Genomic DNA, 19,199 nt, shown 5'->3' with positions numbered 1-19,199 from the left:
TCACACAAAGGAGGGGCGCCTGTGGAAAACACAGCGGCCGTGAAACGATGGGGCGCAGCGGCGGGGCTGGCCTGGCTGAGCAGCCTGGCCTTCTCGCTGGATGTGCTGGACCCGGTGGCCCGGGCAAAGGAGCAGTCGGTGGAGGGAATGGCCCTCACCGTGCTGCTGGCGGTATTTTACCACTGGGCCATGGAAAAGACCCCGGCGGACAGCCGGCAGCAGCGGCGGATGCTGCCGCTGGCGGCGCTGCTGGGCCTGTTCACTCTCACCGGCCTGAGCATGGAAGCCAGCGACAGTCTGGCCTTCCTGTATTCCGGGCTGGTCTGCCTTGCCAAGGCCGCGGCGGTCTGGGCGGGGTATGCGGTGCTGATCTATTTCTGCCTGCGGGCGGTGTTTTACGGGCTGGACCGGCTGGCCGCTTCGCCCGGCCGCAGCCGGAAGGGGCCGGGCTGGCTGAAAACGGCCAGCCCCAAAACCGTGCTCTGCAGCATGGGGGTGATTCTGCTCTGCTGGCTGACCTACTACATCTGCCTGTTTCCCGGCGCGTCCAACAGCGACACCTGGTGGCAGCTGGAGCAGGTGACCGGCGCCCAGCCGCTGAATGCGGGCCATCCGCTGCTGCACACCTTTTTGCAGAGCGGGCTGATTCTGGCGGGCAAAACCCTGCTGGGCAGCTGGAACGCCGGGGTGTTTCTGGCGGTGCTGGTGCAGAGCCTGTCCATGGCGGCGGTGCTGGCGTACAGCGTGCATTTTCTGGTGCGGCTGAACGTTCGGCCCGTTCTGCTGGGTCTGCTGCTGGCACTGTATGGCCTTGTGCCCACCTTCCCACGGTCTGCCACCATCCTGATGAAGGACACCCCCTACAGCTTTTCGGTGCTGCTGTTCACCGTTCTTGTGCTGGAGGCGGTGCTGCTGCCCCAGCAGTTCGCCGCGAAGCGGTATAAAAAGCCGCTGGCGGCGCTGGCAGCCTTTCTGGTGTGCACCATGCGCTACAACGGCCCGGTGCTGCTGATCGGCGTACTGCTGTTCTCCGGCCCGGCGCTGTGGAAAACGGCGAAAAGCGGCCGGGCCCGGGCGGCGCTGGCCGCATGGCTGGTGCTGCCGCTGGTGCTGGGCTACGGCATCTCCGCCGGGCTGAAAGCACTGCCCGGCGTGGAGCAGGCTAACCCCAACGAGACCCTGAGCGTGCCGCTGCAGCAGACCGGCCGCTTTGTGCGGGATTTCGGCGATGAGGTCACCGACGAGGAGCGCGAAGTCATCGACCGGGTGGTGCAGTACGATCAGCTGGCCGAAGTCTATACCCCCTGGCTGGCGGATCCCATCAAGTCCTACATCAACCGGGAGGACGCCACCGACGCGGATCGGGCAGCCTACCGGCAGGTCTGGATGGCCCAGACGCTGCGCCATCCGGTGAACGCGCTGGAGGCCTTTGTGAACCTGAACTACGGCTGGGTGTATCCCGGCGTGACCAATCCCTGCTGGAGCTACAGCCCGGTGGCGGACAACGACTATGTGACCCGCCCGGCGGTGCTGGACCGGCTGGAAGCGTTGCTGGACAAGGCGGATTTTGCCTTTCTTTTGCCGGTGACCAGCTGGTTTGAAAATCTGGGCCTTGCGGCCTGGGGTCTGCTGGCGCTGGGGGCCTGGCTCTCGGCCCGGCGGGTGAAGGGCCTGGGCGGCGCGCTGAGCATGCAATATCTGACGCTGCTCATGTGCCTGTTCGGCCCGGTGTTCTTCGGCCATGGCCGCTATGGCTGGCCGCTTTTGTTCTGCTGGCCGGTGCTGCTGGCGGCGGCGATCTTCGCGGCGCGCAGAAACGGGGGCCGCGCATGAATCAGCGCTATCTGCGGCCAGCCGGCGCGGATCTTTTCCGGGTGCTGGCGGTGGGCATGGTGGGCGCGTTCCATTTCTGGCAGCAGAGCTGGGTGGGGCTGCCCGGGCTGGATTTTCTTGCCCGCAGCGGCGGCGCCTGGGTGGACGGCATGATCCTGCTTTCCGCCTTCTGCCTGTATCTGCCTTATGCCCACGCCTGGGCACAGCGCAGCCCCTTTCCCGGCTGCCGGGGCTTCTGGCGGCGGCGGGCGGTGCGCATTCTGCCGTCCTATTATGCGGCGGTGCTGGTAAGCGCCGCGGTGCAGGCGGCGGCCCACCGGCCCGACCGGGACTTCTGGCTGGACGTGGGCAGCCACCTGTTTCTGATCCCCACGCTGGTGCCCCAGGGCTATGTGCACTGCCGTACCAACGGCGCGCTGTGGACCGTGGGGGTGCTGGTGCTGTTCTATCTGCTGTTTCCGCTGCTGGCCCGGGCGTTTTACGCCTGGCCTTTGCCGGTGCTGGCGGGCCTGTGCGCTGCGCAGGAACTGTATGCCCGCTGCCGGGTGCTGCCCATGCAGGGGGTGGAATACAGCATGCGCTTCAACCAGCTGCCCGCCTTTTTCGGGGTGATCGGGCTGGGCTTTGCCGCCGCGCAGGCGGTGGCACTGCTGGCGCCCGGGCAGACCCGGCGCCGGGAATGGGCCTTTGTGCCGGTGGCGCTGGCGGGCCTTGCGGGCGCTTTGTGGGTGCTGCGCCGCATCGCCTACTGGCAGGATGGCCCCCATGGTCAGCTGGTCTGGCGGCTGCCGCTGGCGGTCTGCTTTGCGGTCTGCCTGATCGGGCTGTGCCTGGGCCCCCGGCTTCCCGGGGCAGGGCTGTGGGCGGCGCTCAGCGCCATCAGCTACAATTTTTATATCTGGCATCAGTGGCTGGCGGTGCGCATCAAGTATGATCTGCGCATTCCTCCCTGGCAGGGGGAAACGCCCCGCCGGTGAATAATGTTTAAGTAGTCCTCCCGTGCTGCGCATTCCTCCCTGGCAGGGGGAAACGCCCCCCAACCAGCTGGGGCAAACCGGCTGGATGTACACTTATCTGGTGCTGATCTGGGCGGTGGCTCTGGTCGCCGCCTGGCTGGCCACCCGGTTCATCGAGCAGCCGGCGGCACGGCGGCTGCGGGTGCTGGCCGGGCTGGAACCCGCAGCCCCCAAAGCGGCCGGCGTGCCGGCCTGAACCGTTCGCCGCTGGGAAACTTTCCCTGCGGGGCTTGCAAAGCCGGGCCGGATATGATATAGTAGCTAGTGTAAGAATAAGATTTGAATGGAGAGTGGGCCGCAAGGCCCGCTCTTCTTGCTTGTTTGGGCAAAATATGCAATGGGAGGTTTTGCAGATGGCAAAAGCAAAAGGCGGCCAGAACACGGTGCAGCAGGTGGAAGCCCTGGTGCGCCCCGTGATCGAGGGCATGGGCCTGATTCTGTGGGACGTGCGCTTTGAAAAGGAAGGGCCGGACTGGTACCTGCGGGTGCTGATCGATCCCGCCGGCGAGGGCCCGCTGGACATGAACACCTGCGAAGCGGCCAGCCGGGCCATCGACCCGGTGATCGACGCCGCCGATCCCATCGACCAGGCCTATTTCCTGGAGGTGGGTTCCCCCGGACTGGGCCGCCGGCTCACCCGGCCGGAGCATTTTGCCCGTTATCTGGGCCAGAAGATCGCCGCCCGCCTCATCCGGCCGGACGAGAGCGGCAACCGGGAGATCGCGGGCCTGCTGCGCGGCATCGAGGGCCAGACCGTGACGGTGGAAACCGAAAACGGCCCGGTAAACTTCGAGCTGGCAGCTGCCAGCTTCGTGAAGCTTTGCGACGACGAGGACCTGTTCTAAACCGGTTTTTATAGATTAGAGCCAGACAAATTGGAGGAGATCGAAAAAAATGAATGCAGAATTTTTTGAAGCGCTGACCATGCTGGAAAAAGAGCGTGGCCTGACCGCTGAATACCTGATCGAGAAGATCAAGGCCGCCATCGTGATCGCCGTGAAGAAGGATTACGAGGTGGAGGACGAGAACGTGCTGGTGGAGATCGACACCGTGACCGGCAAGTTCAATGTGTCTCTGGTGCGCGACATTGTGGAAGAGGTGGAGAACCCCCACACCCAGCTCACTCTGGAGGAGGCCCAGGCCATCCGCAAGACCTACAAGATGGGCCAGCGCGTGGTGACTCCCCTCAAGACCAAGGACTTCGGCCGCATTGCCGCCCAGACCGCCAAGCATGTGATCCGTCAGGGCATCCGCGAGGCCGAGCGCAACCAGCTGTTCAACGACATGCAGGGCAAGGCCCACGAGATCGTGACCGCCCGCGTGACCCGCGTGGATCCCGATCGCGGCCTGGTGGCTCTGGACATGGGCAAGGGCGAGGCCATTCTGCCCCGCTCCGAGCAGGTGCCCGGCGAGGAGTTCTTCGAGGGCCAGCATGTGCAGGTCTATGTGAAGGACGTTGTGGTCACCGAGCGCGGCCCCCGCGTGATCATCAGCCGCACCAGCGAGCAGCTGGTCAAGCGCATGTTCGAGATGGAAGTGCCCGAGATCTTCGACGGCACCGTGGAAATCCGCGCCATCAGCCGTGAGGCCGGCGTGCGCACCAAGATGGCCGTCTGGAGCAAGGACGAGAACATCGACCCCGTGGGCGCCTGCATCGGCGCGCACGGCGCCCGCGTGGGCAAGATCGTGGAGGAGCTGCACGGCGAGAAGATCGACGTGGTGCGCTGGAGCGAGGACGTGAGCGAGTTCATCAGCGCCGCTCTGAGCCCCGCCAAGGTGGTCAAGGTGGAGATTCTGGAAGGCGATAAGAAGGCCTGCCGCGTCACCGTGCCCGACCATCAGCTGAGCCTGGCCATCGGCAACAAGGGCCAGAACGCCCGCCTGTGCGCCCGCCTGACCGGCTACAACATCGACATCCGCCCCGAGAGCGGCTACTACGGCGAGGAGGAAGAGCAGCCCGCTGCTTCCAGCGAGGAATAAGCCCTTCGCCCCAACAATCAACGGAAAGGAGCGTCCCACCGCGATGCAACAACGTAAGATCCCGCTGCGCCATTGCCTTGGCTGCAACGAGTCCAAACCGAAAAAGGAGCTGGTGCGCGTCGTGCGCAGCCCGGAAGGGGAGATCTCTCTGGATCTTGTGGGCAAAAAGCCCGGCCGGGGCGCTTACCTTTGCCCCAGCGCCCAATGCCTGGCCAAGGCCCGCAAGGCCAAGCGGCTGGAGCGCGCGCTGGATACCCAAATTCCGCCCGAGGTATACGAAAGCATCGAGCGCGAAATAGAAGGAGCCGAGCGTGGAGAATAAACAAAAACTGTTGTCGGCTGTTTCCCTGTGCCGCAAGGCCGGCAAGCTTGTGATGGGCTTTGACGCGGTGCGCGAGAGTGTGATGAGCGGCAAGGCGTGGCTGGTGCTGCTGGCGGCCGACGTGAGCGACGGCACCGCCAAGCGGATGGCCCGCACCTGCGAGGACATCACCGAATGCCGCCGGATGCCCCTCACCCAGCTGGAGCTGTGCGGCATAAGCTATAAGAAAGTGGGCGTGTACAGCGTGCTGGACGAACATCTGGCCAACCTGTGCAGCCAGTACCTGGCGGATGAAAAGGAGGAAAACGAATGACCATTAAATATAAAGTGAGCGATGTGGCGAAGGACCTGAACGTCCCCGCCAAGCAGATCGTGGACCTGCTGGCCCAGAAGGGCGGCGAGGTGAAAAAGACCGGCGCCAACCTGACCGAGGAGGAAGTGAACCTGGTGTTCGAGCATTTCACCCAGGCCAACGCCGAGGCCAGCCTGGATGCCTATCTGGACAGCGCACCCAAGCCCCAGCCCAAGGCCAGCGAGGTGCTGAAGAAGGCCGACGGCACCGTGGTGGAGATGAACAACAATAAGAAAAAGGCCGACAAGAAGAAGGCCGAAGCCAAGCCCGAGCCCGTGAAGCGCGAGGTCGTGACCAAGGTTGTGGACACCCGCACCGTGGACGTGAACCTGGACCGCTTCAACGAGAAGTTCGACGAGCTGGCTTCCACCAAGAACGTGGAGAACCGCCGCAAGCCCCAGCCTGCCGGCAACAAGCAGAAGTTCTCCAACAACCGCAACAAGAAGGGCCAGAATTTCCCCAAGCGCCGCGAGACCGAGGCCGAGCGCCTGCAGCGCATCCAGCTGGAAAAGGCCCGCAAGGCCCAGCTGAAGGTGCAGATCCCCGAGGAGATCACCGTGGGCGAGCTGGCTACCCGCCTGAAGCAGACCGCCGCCAACGTGATCAAGAAGCTGATGGGTCTGGGCGTAATGGCCAGCGTGAGCGAAGTCATCGACTTCGATACCGCCAGCCTGATTGCCGATGAGTTCGGCGCCAAGGTGGAAAAAGAGGTGCATGTGAGCATCGAGGAGCGCCTGTTCGAGCAGGACGAGGATCCGGAAGAGAGCCTGCAGGAGCGCCCGCCCGTTGTGGTGGTTATGGGTCACGTTGACCACGGCAAGACCAGCATTCTGGACGCCATCCGCAAGAGCCATGTGACCGCGGGCGAGGCCGGCGGCATCACCCAGCACATCGGCGCTTACCAGGTTACCGCCGACGGCAAGGTCATCACCTTCCTGGACACCCCCGGCCACGAGGCCTTCACCAGCATGCGTGCCCGCGGCGCCAACCTGACCGATATCGCGGTTCTGGTGGTTGCCGCCGACGACGGCATCATGCCCCAGACCGTTGAGTCCATCAACCACGCCAAGGCTGCCGGTGTTTCCATCATCGTTGCCATCAACAAGATGGATAAGCCCACCGCCAACCCCGACCGCGTGATGGAGCAGCTGACCCAGTACGAGCTGGTTCCCGAGCAGTGGGGCGGCGACGTGATCTGCGTGCCCGTGTCCGCTCTGACCGGTGCCGGCATCCACGACCTGCTGGAGAACATCAACCTGGTGGCCGAGGTCAAGGAGCTGCGTGCCAACCCCGACCGCCGCGCCAAGGGCGCCGTGATCGAGGCCCGTCTGGACAAGGGCCAGGGCCCCGTTGCCACCATTCTGGTGCAGAAAGGTACCCTGCATAAGGGCGACTGCGTGATCGCCGGCACCGCCGTGGGCCGCGTGCGCACCATGAAGAACGACAAGGGCCAGTTCATCGAGGAAGCCGGCCCCTCCACCCCCGTGGAGATCACCGGTCTGACCGAGGTTCCCAGCGCGGGCGACCTGTTCGACGCGGTTGCCGACGAGAAGCTGGCCCGCGAGCTGGCCGACAAGCGCGCTGCCGAGGAGAAGGAGCGCCAGTTCAGCAGCTACCAGAAGGTTACTCTGGATAACCTGTTCAGCCAGATCGCCGAGGGCGAGCGCAAGCAGCTGGACATCATCGTCAAGGCGGATGTACAGGGCAGCGCCGAGGCCGTGAAGCAGAGCCTGGAGAAGATCTCCAACGACGAGGTTCGGGTCAAGGTCATCCACGCGGGCGTTGGCGCCATCAACAAGTCCGACGTGATGCTGGCCAACGCCGGCAACGCCATCATCATCGGCTTCAACGTGCGCCCCGACCCCGTGGCCAAGGAGGAAGCCGCCCAGTGCGAAGTGGAAATGCGCATGTACCGCGTGATCTACGACGCCATCAACGACGTGACCGACGCCATGAAGGGCATGCTGGCCCCCAAGATCCGCGAAGTGGAGCAGGGCCGTCTGGAAGTTCGTCAGGTTTACAAGATCAGCAGCGTGGGCCTGGTGGCCGGCAGCTATGTGCAGGAAGGCAAGATCACCCGCAACAGCAAGATCCGCGTTGTGCGTGACGGCATCGTGATCACCGAGGACGAGATCGCCAGCCTGCGCCGCTTCAAGGACGACGTGAAGGAAGTGGCCCAGGGCTACGAGTGCGGCGTTACTCTGGAGAAGTTTGCCGACATCAAGGAAGGCGACATCTTCGAGGCCTACATCCTGGAAGAGTACCGGGATTGATTGATTCAACAGCGAACCGGATGGCTGCCGCCCGAGGTCAGAAGGCTTCGGGCGGCAACCGCCCATAAGAGCAAGGAGAAAGAGCTATGGCAAACCCGAAAAATCAGGGCCGCCTGGCCCAGGATATGAAGCGGGAAGTGATCGGGATCATCAGCCAGATGAAGGATCCCCGGCTGGAGGGCGGTCTGCTGACCGTGACCCGGCTGGACGTGACCCCGGATCTGGATGTGGCGAAGGTCTATGTGAGCGTGATGGGCAAGCCCGAGGGCGCCGCCGAGGTGGTCAAGGCCCTGAACAAGGCCAGCGGCCATGTGCGCACCGAGATTTCCCGCCGGATGCATATCCGCAAGGCCCCCCGTTTTGTGTTCGCGCAGGACGATGGCGCGGCCTACGCGGCTCACATCAACGAGCTGCTGGCGGGGCTGAACAAGGGCAGGGAATAAATGCCCCATATCGTGAAAAGAGGAGAACGTCATGAGTGAGATCTTAGACCTGCTGGCCGTCATCGGCCGCCTTCTGCGGGCGGAGAACGTGTTGATCCTGTGCCACAAAAACCCGGATGGCGACACCATCGGCAGCGCTGCTGCCCTGATGCACGCCCTCAGGCGTTTGGGCAAGGAAGCGGCGGTGCTGTGTGCGGATCCCATCCCCAGCCGCTATTCCTATATGGAGATCGAGCTGTTCCAGGGGCAGTTCGAGCCGGGCTATGTGGTGGCCGTGGATGTGGCCAGCATTCAGCTGTTCGGCGACGCACTGGCAGAATATCTGGACCGCATCGATCTGTGCATCGACCACCACGGCTCCAACAGCGGCTATGCGGACGCTTTGCTGCTGGATGCCCAGGCCGCTGCCACCTGCGAGATCATGTACGACATCATCAGCGCCATGAACGTGGAGATCACCCCCTGCATCGCCCGGTGCCTGTACACCGGCCTCTCCACCGACACCGGCTGCTTTCTGTTTTCCAACACCACCGTCAAATCTCACCAGCTGGCCGCAAAGCTCATGGAGGCCGGCGTGGATGTGGCGGAGCTGAACATGATCCTGTTCGAGAGCAAGTCCAAGGCCCGTATGGCCATCGAGCGCACCGCGCTGGAAAATCTGGAATACCACTTTGAAGACCGCTGCGCCCTCATGTCGCTCACCCGCGAGCAGATCGCGGCAAGCGGCGTGGCAGCCAACGAGCTGGAGGACATTACCAGCCTGCCCCGCAAGATCGAGGGCGTGCAGGTGGGCATCACCCTGCGCCAGCTGCCCCAGGGCAGCTACAAGATCAGCGTGCGCACCACCGCTGAGGTGGACGCCTGCGCCATTGCCAAGCGGCTGGGCGGCGGCGGCCATTCCCGGGCTGCGGGCTGCGAGCTGGAAGGCAATCTGGACAACGCCAAGGCCGCCATTCTGGCCGAGGTGGAGCGGGAGCTGAAACGGGCGGATGCGGCCGCCCAGGAACAGGAGTAACCCCATGAATGGCATTTTAATCGTGGACAAACCCTCCGGCTGGACCAGCTTTGACGTGATCGCAAAGCTGCGGGGCATTCTGGGCACCCGGAAGCTGGGGCATTCCGGTACGCTGGATCCCATGGCCACCGGTGTGCTGCCGGTGTTCGCCGGGGGCGCGTCCAAGGCGGTGGATATGCAGCCGGATCATACCAAGGCCTACCGGGCTCTGATCCGTTTCGGCATCGCCACCGATACCGGCGACGTGACCGGCACCGTGCTGCGCAGTGAGCAAACGGCCGTCACCGAAGAGCAGCTGCGGGCGGTTCTGCCCCGCTTTACCGGTGACATCATGCAGACCCCGCCCATGTATTCGGCGGTGAAGGTGAACGGCTCGCCACTCTACAAGCTGGCCCGGCAGGGCGTGACTGTGGAACGCAAGGCCCGCCCGGTGACCATTCACCGGTTGGAAGTGACCGGCAGGGAAGGCGAGCAGGACTTCGTGCTGGAGGTGGACTGCAGCAAGGGCACCTATGTGCGCACGCTGGTGGAGGATCTGGGCGAGGCGCTGGGCGTTCCCGCCACACTGGCGGGGCTGCGGCGCACCCGGGCCGGCGTGTTCGGTCTGGAGCACAGCCACACGCTGGAAGAGATTCAGGCAGCGAAGGACGAAAACCGGCTGGAGGAGCTGCTGCTCCCGGTGGAAACGGTGTTCGCCCATCTGCCCCAGCTCACCGTCTCGCCGGGCAACACCGCCCGCCTGCTGAACGGCGCGCCCTGCTACCGCATCAAGGCGGAAGACGGCGTTTACCGTCTGCAGGGGCCCGAAGGCTTTCTGGGCCTGGGCCGGGTGACGGATTCCATTTTAAAAACCGAGAAACTTTTTGTGGAAAGGACGTGAACCGCCCTGAAGGTTTATACAACATTGCAGGCGCTGGAAGCGGACCTGACCGCCAGCCGGGGGAGCAGCGTCGCCCTCGGCTTTTTTGATGGCGTTCATCTGGGCCATCAGGCGGTAATTCGTGCCGCCGCCGAGGATGCGGCGCAGAACGGCTGCTCCACGGCAGTGTTCACCTTTCAGCTGCCGCTGAACAGCACCATGAAGGGCGGCCGGCTGCAGAGCGAAGCCGAGAAGCACCGGGTCATGGCGCAGCTGGGCGTGGAGCACTACATGGAGCCCCCCTTCGAGGACGTGTGCGGTTTCAGTCCGGAAGAATTCGTGGAAAAGATTCTGCACCGGGGCTTCAAGGCCCGGGCGGTGTTCTGCGGCGACAACTTCACCTTCGGCAAAAAGGCCGCTGGCAACGTGGAGATGCTGCGTGAGCTCTGCGCGCCGCTGGGCATCCGGGTGCAGGTTGTGCCCATGGCCACCTACGAGGGCCAGCTGGTCAGCTCCACCCGCATCCGGGCGGCGCTGGCCGGGGGCGATATTCCGGCGGTGAACGCCATGCTGGGCCGGCCCTATCGCATCGACTTCGCGGTGCGCCACGGCAAGGGTCTGGGCCGCACGCTGGGCTTCCCCACCATCAATCAGATCTATCCCACGGGCTTTGCAGAGCCGAAATACGGCATCTACATCACCCGGGTGAAGGTGAACGGGCAGTGGTATGCGGGGGCCACCGGCTTCGGCACCCGCCCCACCGTGAACATCACCGGCGAGGGCGCCACCTGCGAGACCTTTATCCCGGATTTTTCCGGCCAGCTTTACGGCGAGGAGCCGGAGCTGGAATTCTATGAGTACATCGCCCCCAGCCGCAAGTTCGACACGCTGGAGGAGCTGACCGCCTGCGTGAACGACGCGGCGGCAAAGGCCAAGGCGTATTTTGCGGCCAGAGGCTGAGCGCCTCCGCGAAAATAATCCGGAAAACCACAGCCCGCGGCTTGATTTTTGCCGCGGGCTGTGGTATAGTTAATAGGCTACCATGGCCCAGTATGGGGTGTATGCTCTGCATCAGAGCGCCTCGATTGCCCCACACCTGGTCATTGGCAAATATTTAGAAAACGAGGTATTCACAATGGAAGCCAAGAAGACTATCATCGAGTCCGCTCGCGTTCACGAGACCGATACCGGTTCTCCCGAGGTGCAGGTTGCCCTGCTGACCGCTCGCATCAACCACCTGAACGAGCACCTGAAGAACAACACCCACGACCATCACAGCCGTCGTGGCCTGCTGAAGATGGTTGGCCGCCGCCGCAACCTGCTGGCCTACCTGAAGAAGAAGGACATCGAGCGTTATCGTGCCCTGATCACCAAGCTGGGCCTGCGTAAGTAATCAAACGCAAAAAAGGCAGGCGGTTTTCGAACCGCCTGCCTTTCCCTGTATTTTTTTGCCAAAACAGAAATGCCGTGTGTGCATTAGCGGTAAATCGAACGTTTTGCCCCAAGGGCGGCACTGCGCAATTGCAGGTGGGCGGAACGCTGGATTTATTGCTAAAGCCACAGGGCCTTTCTGATGGAATATTCAATTCAAATGATCAATCAGGAGGTAACATTATGGCTTTGGAATTTGCATCCAAGCGTGAGGAATTCACCAATTTCAAAACCTTCGAAATGGAACTGGCCGGCCGTCCGCTGGTGGTTGAGACCGGCAAGATGTGCGGTCTGTCCAACGGCAGCTGCCTGGTTCGCTACGGCGAGACCGTGGTTCTGTGCAACGTGACCATGAGCGAGAAGCCCCGCGACGGCATCGACTTCTTCCCTCTGAGCGTGGACTTTGAGGAGAAGCTGTACGCTGTGGGCCGCATCCCCGGCAGCTTCATGCGCCGTGAGGGCCGCCCCGGCGAGAAGGCCATCCTGACCAGCCGCGTGGTGGACCGTCCCATCCGTCCTCTGTTCCCCAAGACCATGCGCAACGACGTGTGCGTGACCATGACCGTGATGAGCGTGGATCAGGACTGCAGCCCTGAGATCACCGGCATGATCGGCACCTCCATCGCGCTGTCCATCTCCGACATTCCCTGGGCCGGCCCCATCGGCGGCGTGTTCATGGGTCTGGTGGATGGCCAGCTGGTGGTCAACCCCACTCTGGAGCAGCGTGAAGTCAGCGACCTGCAGCTGACCGTCGCCGCCACCGAGAAGAAGATCGTGATGATCGAGGCCGGCGCCAACGAGGTGGACGAGGTCACCATGCTGAACGCCATCAAGGCCGCTCATGTGGAGATCAAGAAGATCATCGAGTTCATCAACGGTATCGTTGCCCAGATCGGCAAGCCCAAGAAGGAATTCCAGGACATGGATCTGGATCACGACCTGTTCGAGGAAGTAAAGGCCGAGTTCCTGGACGACTTCAAGGCCGCCATGGACACCGACGACAAGAACATCCGCGACGCCCGCCTGCTGCCCATCCGGGAGAAGCTGGAGGAGAAGTACGCCGAGCAGTGGGGCGACGGCACCATCGAAGAGCTGATGTACAAGATGCAGAAGTTCGTGGTGCGCCGCTGGCTGCTGGATGAGGGCAAGCGTGTGGACGGCCGTGGCATCAACGAGATCCGTCCTCTGGCTGCCGAGGTTGGCCTGCTGCCCCGCGTACACGGCAGCGGCATGTTCACCCGCGGCCAGACTCAGGTTCTGACCATCGCCACTCTGGGCTCCACCAAGGACAGCCAGCTGATGGACGACCTGGGCACCGAGCAGTACAAGCGCTACATGCACCACTACAACTTCCCGCCCTACTCTGTGGGCGAGGCCCGCGCACCCCGCAGCCCCGGCCGCCGCGAGATCGGCCACGGCGCTCTGGCGGAGCGTGCTCTGGTTCCCGTGCTGCCCAGCATGGAGGAGTTCCCCTACACCCTGCGTCTGGTGAGCGAGGTTCTGTCCTCCAACGGTTCCACCAGCCAGGCTTCCATCTGCGGCAGCACTCTGGCCCTGATGGACGCGGGCGTGCCCATCAAGGCCCCCGTTGCCGGCATCTCCTGCGGCCTGATCACCGAGGGTGACCGCTGGATGACCATGCTGGACATCCAGGGCGTGGAGGACTTCCACGGCGATATGGACTTCAAGGTGGGCGGTACCCACAAGGGCATCACCGCCATCCAGATGGACATCAAGATCGACGGCCTGACCTACGAGATCATCGAGGAAGCCTTCGAGAAGTGCCGCAAGGGCCGTCTGTTCATTCTGGACGAGATCATGCTGCCTGTCATCCCCGCTCCCCGCGCCCAGCTGAGCAAGTACGCTCCCAAGATGCTGAGCATGGTGATTCCCGTGGATAAGATCAAGGACGTGATCGGCAAGGGCGGCAAGGTCATTCAGGACATCTGCGCCAACTGCAACTGCAAGATCGACGTGGAGGAGGACGGCCATGTGTTCGTTTCCGCCATCGACATCGACGACGCAAACCGTGCCATCCACACCATCAAGACCATCGTGGAGGACCCCGAGGTGGGCGCCATCTACAAGGGTCGCGTGACCCGTCTGATGAACTTTGGCGCGTTTGTTGAGATCGCTCCCGGCAAGGAAGGCCTGGTGCACATCTCCAAGCTGGACTCCAAGCGTGTTGAGCGCGTGGAGGACGTTGTGGCCGTGGGCGATGAGCTGATCGTCATGGTCACCGAGATCGACCAGCAGGGCCGCATCAATCTGAGCCGCAAGGACGCTCTGGCCGCCATCGAGGCCAAGAAGGCCAAGGGCTGAGCCTGAGCTCCCGCAAGGGAAGGCAAGCTGCATCTTTGAAACAGAACAAAAGCCCGCTCCGGCTGCTGCCGGAGCGGGCTTTTCCACTGTGAAACAGGCAAAAAAACAGGGGAGGAGAGAAGTTCTATGAAAACGGTACAAAAACACCTGCTGCGCCGCTATCTGCTGCTTTGTATTGGGCTGGTGATCATGGCCTTTGGGGTGGCCTTTTCCATCAAGGGAGGGCTGGGCACTTCGCCTATTTCCAGCCTGCCCTATGTGCTCAGTCTGTTTACCCCGCTCACCGTGGGCACTGCCACCATCGCCATGCACATCACGCTGATTCTTTTGCAGATCCTGCTGCTGCGCCGCAATTATGAGCTCATCCAGCTGATCCAGCTGCCGGTGGCGCTGGTGTTTGGCACACTCACCGATGGGGCTGTCTGGGCCATTCAGGGCATCGCTGTTCAAGGCTATGCGGCCCGTTGGCTGGTGTGTGCCGTGGGCATTCTGCTGGTGGGCGTGGGCGTGAGCTTCGAGGTTACCGCGGGTGTGGTCACGCTGGCAGGCGAGGGCATGGTGCTGGCGGTATGCCGGGCATTCGGCACGACCTTCCCCAAAACCAAGGTCGGCTTCGACGTGACGCTGGTGGTCATTGCCAGCGTGCTTTCGCTGCTGTTTCTGCACCGGCTGGAGGGCGTGCGGGAAGGCACAGTGGCCGCCGCCATACTGGTGGGCATGGTGGCCAAACAGGTGAACCGGCCCATGCAGCGCTTTTCCCGGCGTTTTCTGGAAGCATGAACCGGAACAGATAAAAAAAACGGAGAGCAGACTGCTCTCCGGTTTTTGCTTGTTTTAAAGGGATGCTTAGCCCCACAGCGGGCTGGGATACAGGCCGGCGTCGGTCTTTTCCCGGATGGCGGCCACCACCAGAGGTTTGTCCTCCTGATAGGTTACGCCGTGCCAGCGGTCGGTGCTGCGCAGCACCTTCACCCGGGCCTTGCCCTCTTCAATCAGGGCGCTGACCACGCTGGGCAGGTAGAACTCCGCCTTCAGCGGGTTCTCCACCAGCGCCTTGTCCAGGAAAGCGGGGAAGCGGTTCGCGATCTCCTGCACAAAGCTGGGCCCGAAGCCCCACAGGTTCATGGAAACCACGCTGTCCGCGTCCAGATCGGTCCAGCTTTCGCCGCCGTCCTCGGAGAAGTGAATGCCCTCCGGGCAGGTTTCGATGCGGGTGCGCTCGGTCACGCTGTCCAGATAGCCTTCCCCGTTGGTCACGCAGATGCCGCGGGACACATAGCCGTTTTCGGTCACGGTGTTCTTCAGCAGGTAGCCCACCATGCTGTATTCGTACAGGCTGCCGTCCTCATGGGTGGACAGGTAATCGTAAATCACCCGGAACGCCTCGGGGCCGTAGTAGTCGTCGGCGTTGATCACCGCGAAGGGGGCGTCGATCACGTCCTGCGCGCTGAGAATTGCGTGGCTGGTGCCCCAGGGCTTGGTGCGGCCTTCCGGTACGGAATAACCGGCGGGCAGCTTATCCAGCTGCTGGTAGGCGTAGCGCACCTCCATGTGGGGGGCCAGACGGGCGCCGATGGTGGACTTGAAGGCCTCCTCGATCTCGTGCTTGATGATAAAGACCACGGTTTCAAACCCGGCCCGCTTTGCATCGAACACGGAATAATCCAGAATGGCTTCGCCGCAGCGGCCCACCGGGTCGATCTGCTTCAGGCCGCCATACCGGCTGCCCATGCCCGCGGCCATGACCACCAGAATCGGTTTTTTCGCCAAGGAAAACAACTCCTTAAATTATACTTTTTGTAGAAAGACTGTGAAATATCAGTCTTTGTAGCCGTTGGGGTTCATGCTCTGCCACTTCCAGCTGTCGGCGCACATGTCCTCGATGCCGTATTCGGCCTGCCAGCCCAGCTCGTTCTTGGCTTTGGTGGGGTCGGCGTAGCACTCGGCAATGTCGCCGGGGCGGCGGGGGTCGATCACATAGGGCAGGGTCTTGCCGCAGGCCTTCTCATAAGCATGGATCACATCCAGCACACTGTAGCCGTGGCCGGTGCCCAGGTTGCAGATGAACAGGCCGGGCTTCTGCTCCAGCTTTTTGATGGCTGCCACATGGCCGCGGGCCAGATCCACCACGTGGATGTAGTCGCGCACGCCGGTGCCGTCCGGGGTGGGGTAGTCGTTGCCGAACACATGCACCTTCTCCAGGCTGCCCACGGCCACCTTGGCAATGTAGGGAACCAGATTGTTGGGGATGCCGTTGGGATCCTCACCGATCAGGCCGCTCTTGTGGGCGCCGATGGGGTTGAAGTAGCGCAGCAGGGCCACGTTCAGCTCGGGGTCAGCGGTGCAGCAGTCGGTGAGCATGCGCTCGTTGAACACCTTGCTGGTGCCGTAGGGGTTGGTGGTGGCGCCCACGGGGAAATCCTCGGTGATGGGCACGCTGGCGGGGTCGCCGTAAACGGTGGCGGAGGAGGAGAACACGATGTTGTGCACACCGTGGCGGCGCATGGCGTCCAGCACCACCAGAGTGGTCTCCAGGTTGTTGGTGTAGTATTCGATGGGCTTGGAAACGCTTTCGCCCACGGCCTTGTAGGCGGCGAACTGGATCACGGAGTCAATGTCCGGATTCTGGGCAAACAGAGCTTCCACGGCCTGGGCGTCGGTGAGATCCACTTCCACGAAGCGGAAATCCTTGCCGGAGATCTGCTTGATCCGCTCCACAGCCTTGGGGCAGGAATTGTAGAAGTTATCAGCTACAACGATGTCGTAGCCGGCGGCCAGAAGTTCCACGCAGGTGTGGCTGCCGATGTAACCGGCGCCGCCGCATACCAAAATTGCCATTGCAAACACTCCCATTCTTTTGTTGTGTCGTAACCAGCACACTGCGCCGGAACAAGTGTCCGGGCGCAAAAAAACGGCCCTTGCCAGCGCATGGCGCAATGGGCAAAGACCGTTGCTGACTTGCTTTTAGTGTACGATAAAAAATGTTGTACGTCAATGAAAAATCATTGCATCATTCTGTCGGTTCGGAGCCTGCGTCCCGGGCCTGACGGCGGAATTCCGCGGGGGAAAACCCGGTGGCCCGCCGGAAGCTCTGGCTGAAATAGCTGGGGCTGGAAAAGCCCAGCTGGCGGCTGATCTGCTGCACCGGGATGCGGGTGGCAGCCAGAAGGCGCTTGCTTTCGCTGATGCGCCGTTCGATCAGGTAGCTGATGGGGCTGCAGCCCATTTCCCGGTTGAACACATGCACCAGATAGTACTTGTTCAGCCCTGCGTAGCGGGCCAGCTGATCCAGGGTGATGGGCTGGGCAAAGTGCTCGTCGATGTACTGGCGTACCCGGGCACATTCCAGGGCACTTTTGCGGCTGGAAGGAATGCTTGCCTGGCTCAGCGGGCAAACCCGGTTCAGCTGCAGAAGAATCAGGCCGGCAAGCTGGCGGCAGACCTCGTCAAAGTAATCGCTGTGCTGCTGCAGCTCCTGAAAAAACAGGCGCAGATAGGGTTCCAGCGGCTGGATGGTTCTGCTGGAAAGCACCAGATATCCCGCCGGCTGACCGCCCACACAGCAGGCGCAGCACAGATTGATGCAGAGCATGGAAAAGGGCTCACGGATGGGCTGAACGCCGTAATGCGGGCACTGGGGGTTCAGCACAAGAAGATCGCCTGCATGCAGCTCCACCTGCTGGTCATCCACATCCAGCCGGCAGCTGCCCTGCAGAATGTACAGAAGCTCGGTAAAAATATGGCTGTGAAGGTCACAGCGGGCGGTGGGGCTGCCGTGATGGATGCTGGCGTGCAGCAATTGCACAGAGGGAAGCTGGCACGGCTGTTTGGGCTCAACGTCAAAGTGATGGGTGATCATGGTCCACAGTTCGCTCCTTCCGGGCCGGGAAAACGCCGCACTCCAAAGAGAGCGGACCGGGCGGCTGCTGTCAGATTTGCTACCTTAAGTATGAAGGGTGGGAATGTGTTCGTCAAGACCAAAAATGAAAAAATCTGGAAAATTTGGCGATGGCGGATAAAATATTAACAAATTGAAAACCTTTTTCCGAAACCTGCCGGGAGGGCAAGAAAAGCGGTGAAAATGGCCCCCCTCTTATTGAACCCAAAAGAGCGGTGGGGTATAATAAAACAATACGCAGAGAATAACACGCGGCAGAGCTTTGAAATGTTTTGGCGGTCAACCGCGTTTTAAGGATATGAGACAGAGCGCCCCGGGCGAGAAGGAAACCGCCGGGGGAAGGAAAGGGGAAGGAAACAGGATGCCTACATACCGGGAATTCAGGGAACAGGTGCGCAGGCGCAAACGCAAACGGGCGATGCGCCGGGCGTTGATTTTTGTTGTTGTGGTGGCGGCGGTGCTGGCGGCGGCTTATGGCGCGATTCGTTTGCTGGGCGAGCCGAGCTGGCTGAAGGGCGGCGATCAGACCCAGAGCACACCGCAAAGCATCAGCACGGCCCAGAGCACCCCGCAGGGCGAAAGCACGCCGGAGAGCGGCAGCGGGGCCCAGAGCGCCGCGCAGAGCCAGCAGCCCGCCAGCCCGGCGGCAGAGGGCACGGCCGCCGCATGGGACACCATGCAGCCGCTGGAAAAAACGCTGGATCAGACGGTGAACTCGCCGGACTTCCGGCTGCTGGGCCTGCCGGAAAACGGCCAGGTGGACATGAAGTACTTTGACCGCACCGCCATTCTGGGCGACAGTGTGAGCCAGGGCTGGAACGCATACAATACTTCCGATATGAAGGAGCACGCCTTTGTGTGCGCCTACAAGAACATCGGCCCCAGCCAGGTGGTGAACAACGAGGTGGCGGATCCGGGCGAAAATTCGGGTCGTGAGCCGGAGCCGATCTTCGACACCATCATCAACAGCAACCCCAAGCGGCTGTATATCCTGCTGGGCACGAATGCGCTGGTGCGCAACGACGACGCGGCAGAGCAGTCGTATCTGGCCTATTACAGCCAGATGCTGGATAAGTTCCGGGAGGCGCTGGGCAGCGAGGTGGACATTTATGTGCAGTCGGTCACGCCGGTGCGGCCGGGTGTGAAGCAGCCGGGCCTTTACCGGGAACGGATTCAGCGGGTAAACAGCGAGCTGGCCAAGATGGCGGTGGAAAAGGGCTGCTACTTCATCAACCTGCACGAGGTGCTGGCGGATGAGAACGGCGATCTGCGGGCGGATCTGGCCGCGCAGGACGGGGTGCATCTGAACGCATCGGCTTATCCGCTGGTGCGGGATTATCTGACCACCCATACGGCCTATAATCCCGAAAACCCCTATCTGGAGGGCAGCCCTTATTATAAGGCTGCCGAATAAACGGCGCATCCCCGGCGGGATGCAGGGCAAACAGGAGACAA

General features: G+C 62.3%; 19 protein-coding genes. 16 read left to right on the top strand and 3 right to left on the bottom strand.

Features of this window, described 5'->3' with window-relative positions:
* Positions 1 to 21 precede the first annotated feature (21 nt).
* From ACESYO_RS10825 to ACESYO_RS10755, 15 genes are all read left to right on the top strand, one after another.
* Entirely contained in the window at positions 22 to 1,833 is a 1,812-nt protein-coding gene (locus ACESYO_RS10825) for a DUF6020 family protein (RefSeq protein ID WP_276870572.1), read from the top strand.
* Positions 1,830 to 2,810 carry an acyltransferase family protein gene (locus tag ACESYO_RS10820; protein WP_373210011.1) on the top strand — a complete coding sequence of 327 codons (981 nt, stop codon included), beginning with the start codon at positions 1,830 to 1,832 and terminating at the stop codon, positions 2,808 to 2,810. The genes ACESYO_RS10825 and ACESYO_RS10820 overlap by 4 nt, the downstream gene beginning before the upstream one ends.
* Before the next feature lie 22 nt (positions 2,811 to 2,832).
* Positions 2,833 to 3,045, top strand: a complete 213-nt coding sequence (locus tag ACESYO_RS10815) for a hypothetical protein (RefSeq protein WP_373210010.1) — start codon at positions 2,833 to 2,835, stop codon at positions 3,043 to 3,045.
* A 157-nt stretch (positions 3,046 to 3,202) separates the two neighbouring features.
* On the top strand, positions 3,203 to 3,694 hold the full coding sequence (locus ACESYO_RS10810) for a ribosome maturation factor RimP (protein WP_058963860.1): 492 nt from the start codon (positions 3,203 to 3,205) through the stop codon (positions 3,692 to 3,694).
* Between the two features lie 49 nt (positions 3,695 to 3,743).
* A complete protein-coding gene (gene nusA, locus ACESYO_RS10805) occupies positions 3,744 to 4,829 on the top strand; it encodes a transcription termination factor NusA (RefSeq protein ID WP_058963859.1) in 1,086 nt (361 codons plus the stop codon).
* 43 nt (positions 4,830 to 4,872) lie between these two features.
* Positions 4,873 to 5,151, top strand: coding sequence for an RNase P modulator RnpM (gene rnpM / locus ACESYO_RS10800; RefSeq protein WP_058963858.1), 279 nt, complete (start codon positions 4,873 to 4,875; stop codon positions 5,149 to 5,151).
* Positions 5,141 to 5,464: a L7Ae/L30e/S12e/Gadd45 family ribosomal protein gene (locus tag ACESYO_RS10795; protein ID WP_058963857.1), complete on the top strand. Its 324-nt coding sequence runs from the start codon at positions 5,141 to 5,143 to the stop codon at positions 5,462 to 5,464. The genes rnpM and ACESYO_RS10795 overlap by 11 nt, the downstream gene beginning before the upstream one ends.
* Positions 5,461 to 7,776, top strand: a complete 2,316-nt coding sequence (gene infB, locus ACESYO_RS10790) for a translation initiation factor IF-2 (protein ID WP_346672101.1) — start codon at positions 5,461 to 5,463, stop codon at positions 7,774 to 7,776. Before ACESYO_RS10795 ends, infB begins: the two co-directional genes overlap by 4 nt.
* An 86-nt stretch (positions 7,777 to 7,862) precedes the next feature.
* Complete coding sequence (gene rbfA / locus ACESYO_RS10785; RefSeq protein WP_058963856.1) at positions 7,863 to 8,219, top strand: 30S ribosome-binding factor RbfA; 357 nt, start codon at positions 7,863 to 7,865, stop codon at positions 8,217 to 8,219.
* 31 nt (positions 8,220 to 8,250) lie between these two features.
* On the top strand, positions 8,251 to 9,234 hold the full coding sequence (locus tag ACESYO_RS10780) for a DHH family phosphoesterase (protein WP_058963855.1): 984 nt from the start codon (positions 8,251 to 8,253) through the stop codon (positions 9,232 to 9,234).
* A 4-nt stretch (positions 9,235 to 9,238) separates the two neighbouring features.
* Entirely contained in the window at positions 9,239 to 10,114 is an 876-nt protein-coding gene (gene truB / locus ACESYO_RS10775) for a tRNA pseudouridine(55) synthase TruB (protein WP_373210009.1), read from the top strand.
* Between the two features lie 24 nt (positions 10,115 to 10,138).
* On the top strand, positions 10,139 to 11,053 hold the full coding sequence (ribF, locus tag ACESYO_RS10770; protein WP_373210008.1) for a riboflavin biosynthesis protein RibF: 915 nt from the start codon (positions 10,139 to 10,141) through the stop codon (positions 11,051 to 11,053).
* Between the two features lie 175 nt (positions 11,054 to 11,228).
* Positions 11,229 to 11,486, top strand: a complete 258-nt coding sequence (gene rpsO / locus ACESYO_RS10765; protein ID WP_058963852.1) for a 30S ribosomal protein S15 — start codon at positions 11,229 to 11,231, stop codon at positions 11,484 to 11,486.
* A gap of 221 nt (positions 11,487 to 11,707) precedes the next feature.
* On the top strand, positions 11,708 to 13,846 hold the full coding sequence (locus ACESYO_RS10760; RefSeq protein ID WP_058963851.1) for a polyribonucleotide nucleotidyltransferase: 2,139 nt from the start codon (positions 11,708 to 11,710) through the stop codon (positions 13,844 to 13,846).
* 126 nt (positions 13,847 to 13,972) lie between these two features.
* Positions 13,973 to 14,626: a YczE/YyaS/YitT family protein gene (locus ACESYO_RS10755; RefSeq protein WP_276871479.1), complete on the top strand. Its 654-nt coding sequence runs from the start codon at positions 13,973 to 13,975 to the stop codon at positions 14,624 to 14,626.
* Between the two features lie 66 nt (positions 14,627 to 14,692).
* Here the strand turns inward: ACESYO_RS10755 and ACESYO_RS10750 are convergent, their stop codons facing one another.
* The 3 genes from ACESYO_RS10750 to ACESYO_RS10740 form a co-directional block, all read right to left on the bottom strand.
* The gene (locus tag ACESYO_RS10750) at positions 14,693 to 15,589 is read right to left on the bottom strand and encodes a nucleotidyltransferase family protein (protein WP_276871482.1); all 897 of its coding nucleotides are present in this window, start codon (positions 15,587 to 15,589) and stop codon (positions 14,693 to 14,695) included.
* 75 nt (positions 15,590 to 15,664) lie between these two features.
* A complete protein-coding gene (galE, locus tag ACESYO_RS10745; RefSeq protein ID WP_276871478.1) occupies positions 15,665 to 16,684 on the bottom strand; it encodes a UDP-glucose 4-epimerase GalE in 1,020 nt (339 codons plus the stop codon).
* 172 nt (positions 16,685 to 16,856) lie between these two features.
* Complete coding sequence (locus ACESYO_RS10740; protein WP_276871477.1) at positions 16,857 to 17,705, bottom strand: helix-turn-helix transcriptional regulator; 849 nt, start codon at positions 17,703 to 17,705, stop codon at positions 16,857 to 16,859.
* A gap of 400 nt (positions 17,706 to 18,105) precedes the next feature.
* On the opposite strand from ACESYO_RS10740, the gene ACESYO_RS10735 reads away from it, so the two are divergent.
* Positions 18,106 to 19,158, top strand: a complete 1,053-nt coding sequence (locus ACESYO_RS10735; RefSeq protein WP_276871476.1) for a GDSL-type esterase/lipase family protein — start codon at positions 18,106 to 18,108, stop codon at positions 19,156 to 19,158.
* The last annotated feature ends 41 nt before the right edge of the window (positions 19,159 to 19,199 follow it).

Origin of the sequence: Allofournierella massiliensis, assembly GCF_964241245.1 — a bacterium.
Lineage (GTDB): Bacteria > Bacillota > Clostridia > Oscillospirales > Ruminococcaceae > Allofournierella > Allofournierella massiliensis.
The sequence above is the reverse complement of the archived record's forward strand: the minus strand, read 5'-3'. Positions and strand labels throughout refer to the sequence as shown.

Excerpts from the sequence above, each read along its gene's own strand:
- galE (WP_276871478.1), bottom strand. The coding sequence starts at position 16,684 with ATGGCAATTTTGGTATGCGGCGGCGCCGGTTACATCGGCAGCCACACC.
- truB (WP_373210009.1), top strand. The coding sequence starts at position 9,239 with ATGAATGGCATTTTAATCGTGGACAAACCCTCCGGCTGGACCAGCTTT.
- rnpM (WP_058963858.1), top strand. The coding sequence starts at position 4,873 with ATGCAACAACGTAAGATCCCGCTGCGCCATTGCCTTGGCTGCAACGAG.
- ACESYO_RS10820 (WP_373210011.1), top strand. The coding sequence starts at position 1,830 with ATGAATCAGCGCTATCTGCGGCCAGCCGGCGCGGATCTTTTCCGGGTG.
- nusA (WP_058963859.1), top strand. The coding sequence starts at position 3,744 with ATGAATGCAGAATTTTTTGAAGCGCTGACCATGCTGGAAAAAGAGCGT.
- rbfA (WP_058963856.1), top strand. The coding sequence starts at position 7,863 with ATGGCAAACCCGAAAAATCAGGGCCGCCTGGCCCAGGATATGAAGCGG.
- rpsO (WP_058963852.1), top strand. The coding sequence starts at position 11,229 with ATGGAAGCCAAGAAGACTATCATCGAGTCCGCTCGCGTTCACGAGACC.
- ACESYO_RS10760 (WP_058963851.1), top strand. The coding sequence starts at position 11,708 with ATGGCTTTGGAATTTGCATCCAAGCGTGAGGAATTCACCAATTTCAAA.
- ACESYO_RS10780 (WP_058963855.1), top strand. The coding sequence starts at position 8,251 with ATGAGTGAGATCTTAGACCTGCTGGCCGTCATCGGCCGCCTTCTGCGG.
- ACESYO_RS10750 (WP_276871482.1), bottom strand. The coding sequence starts at position 15,589 with ATGGCCGCGGGCATGGGCAGCCGGTATGGCGGCCTGAAGCAGATCGAC.
- infB (WP_346672101.1), top strand. The coding sequence starts at position 5,461 with ATGACCATTAAATATAAAGTGAGCGATGTGGCGAAGGACCTGAACGTC.
- ACESYO_RS10735 (WP_276871476.1), top strand. The coding sequence starts at position 18,106 with ATGCCTACATACCGGGAATTCAGGGAACAGGTGCGCAGGCGCAAACGC.
- ACESYO_RS10740 (WP_276871477.1), bottom strand. The coding sequence starts at position 17,705 with ATGATCACCCATCACTTTGACGTTGAGCCCAAACAGCCGTGCCAGCTT.
- ACESYO_RS10755 (WP_276871479.1), top strand. The coding sequence starts at position 13,973 with ATGAAAACGGTACAAAAACACCTGCTGCGCCGCTATCTGCTGCTTTGT.
- ACESYO_RS10810 (WP_058963860.1), top strand. The coding sequence starts at position 3,203 with ATGGCAAAAGCAAAAGGCGGCCAGAACACGGTGCAGCAGGTGGAAGCC.